Raw genomic sequence first — 2,351 nt, 5'->3', positions numbered from 1 at the left:
CCGGTCGGCGACGTCCCGGCCGGCGTCACCGTCGGCGCCAACACCTTCGCCTGGACCCGGCAGCGGTTCGGCCCGCCCCGCATCACCAGGACCTCCGACATGGTGGGCACCTCCCTGGTGGAGACCGGCGTGGTGGACGCCGACGCCTACGTCGGGGCCGTCCGCTCCCTCGCCAAGGCCCACGGCGCGACCCGCTACTTCGCCCACCGCCGCGAGAGCACCGAGAAGCTCCACCGGCTCGCGGTCGAGACGGGCCTGGAGATCGTCCGGCCCGAACTCCCCCTGGAGCTGATCGCCCGCCGGGGCCCCGTCGGCCGCACGGTCCTCAGCTTCCCGTCGACGGTCGTCCACACCCTCCCCCTGGCCCTGTCCGGCACGGAGGTCCGCGTCGCGGTCTGCGACATCGACCCGTCCTGGCTCACCGAGAACGCCTCCCCGCGGGCCCAGGGCTTCCTGTCCGACGTGACCGGCACGGCACGGGACGCGCACCGGCTGGCGGCGGTCTCGGTGCTCCCGGCGGTCTGAGGAGGGGCGCGCCGGGCCCGCACGGCGCGCGGCCGGGCGCCCCGCTCCGGCGGCCGGGCGCCCCGCTCCCGGCGGTCGCGTCCCCGCTCCGGCACGCGTCGTCCCCGCGGGGGCCGGGTGCCCCGGCAGACCAAGGGCTCCGGCGGGCGGACCGGCGCGCGCACGGCCCGCACCCCGTCGGCGCAATCCGGAGCGCCGGAAATACTTTCACCCGTGCGCGGGGACGGCGGGCACGCCCCCGCGCACGGCGGCCGCGGTGTCCGGCAGACGAACCGGTCGGCGTGGCACGGGCGATGCGTGGTACACCGAGAAGAGGTGGAGTGCGGAGCCGGAAGCGGCCGCCGCGGGCGGCGCGCCTTCCGGCGGTCTGTATGGGCTCGTCCACGCAAGAGGGCGACGAGTTTACCCACCGCAGAGCACGGCTAAGCGTGGGAATGCCGGATTTTCTTCCGCTGACAGGCTGATTTTTCTTGATCAGGGGTCGGCCGGGGGCCTCGGCGTCCTACCCTTCAAAGGGTGAAGCAACTGATGTCACTGGAGTCCAAGGAGTCCGAGGTCGATCTGGTCGGAGGGGCGGTGCTTCCGGGTACGCTCCCCGAGGCCCTGCGCGCCGAGCTCGTCGCCTTCCGACGCGACCTGCACATGCACCCCGAGCTGGGCAACCAGGAGTTCCGCACGACCGCCGCGATCAAGGAGCGGCTGGAGCGGGCCGGTCTCGCCCCGCGCGTGCTCTCCTGCGGGACCGGCGTCATCTGTGACATCGGGGTGAGGAACGGCACACCGGCCGCCACCGGCACCGGAGCGGCCCCGGGCACCGGCATGCTCGCCCTGCGGGCCGACATCGACGGACTGCCCATCCCCGACACGAAGAGCGAGTGCCCGTACCGCTCCACCGTGCCCGACCGCGCGCACGCCTGCGGCCACGACGTGCACACCACCGTCGTCCTGGGCACCGGACTCGTCCTCGCCGAACTGGCCCGCCAGGGCCTGCTGCCCCGGCCGGTGCGGCTGATCTTCCAGCCCGCCGAGGAGGTGCTGCCCGGCGGTGCCGCCGACGCCCTCCTGGACGGCGCGCTCGACGGGGTCGGGCGGATCGTCGCCGTGCACTGCGACCCCCGGGTCGACGCCGGGAGGATCGGACTGCGCGAGGGCCCCATCACCTCGGCCTGCGACCGGCTGGAGATCGCCCTCGACGGCCCCGGCGGCCACACCGCCCGCCCGCACCTGACCACCGACCTGGTCACCGCTGCCGCCCGGGTCGTCACCGACGTGCCCGCCCTGGTGGGCCGCCGGGTCGACAGCCGCAGCGGGCTCGCCATCACCTGGGGGAGGGTCGAGTCCGGGCACGCGCCCAACGTCATCCCGCAGCACGCCGAGCTCTCCGGCACCGTGCGCTGCCTGGACCTGGAGACCTGGCGGCTGGCCCCGGACACCGTGGTCGCCGCCATCGACGAGGTGGCCAACCTGCACCGCGCCAAGTCGGAGATCACCTACGTGCGCGGGGTCCCGCCGGTCGTCAACGAGGCCGGTGTCACCGAACTCCTGCGGGACGCCATGATCGCCCGGCGCGGCGCGGAGTCCGTGGAGAGCACCGAACAGAGCCTCGGCGGCGAGGACTTCTCCTGGTACCTGGAGCACGTCCCCGGCGCCATGGCCCGCCTCGGGGTCCGCCCCCCGGGCGAGCGCACCATCCGCGACCTGCACCAGGGCGACTTCGACGTCGACGAGCACGCCATCACCGTGGGCGTCGAACTCTTCACCGCCGCCGCCTTCCTGGACGCCCTGCGCTGAGCGGAGGGGGCCGGCGGGCCGCCGCACCGGTCCCC

The 2,351-nt window shown here is 74.9% G+C and carries 1 protein-coding gene and 1 pseudogene; both read left to right on the top strand.

The window, feature by feature from the left end; genetic code table 11:
* Positions 1-525: pseudogene (locus AOK18_RS21645) on the top strand (hypothetical protein); the annotation flags it as partial.
* Positions 526-1,053: 528 nt separating this feature from the next.
* Positions 1,054-2,316 carry an amidohydrolase gene (locus AOK18_RS21640; protein ID WP_055695436.1) on the top strand — a complete coding sequence of 421 codons (1,263 nt, stop codon included), beginning with the start codon at positions 1,054-1,056 and terminating at the stop codon, positions 2,314-2,316.
* Positions 2,317-2,351: the final 35 nt, after the last annotated feature.

This window comes from Streptomyces prasinopilosus (assembly GCF_001419695.1).
GTDB lineage: Bacteria > Actinomycetota > Actinomycetes > Streptomycetales > Streptomycetaceae > Streptomyces > Streptomyces prasinopilosus.
The sequence above is the reverse complement of the archived record's forward strand: the minus strand, read 5'-3'. Positions and strand labels throughout refer to the sequence as shown.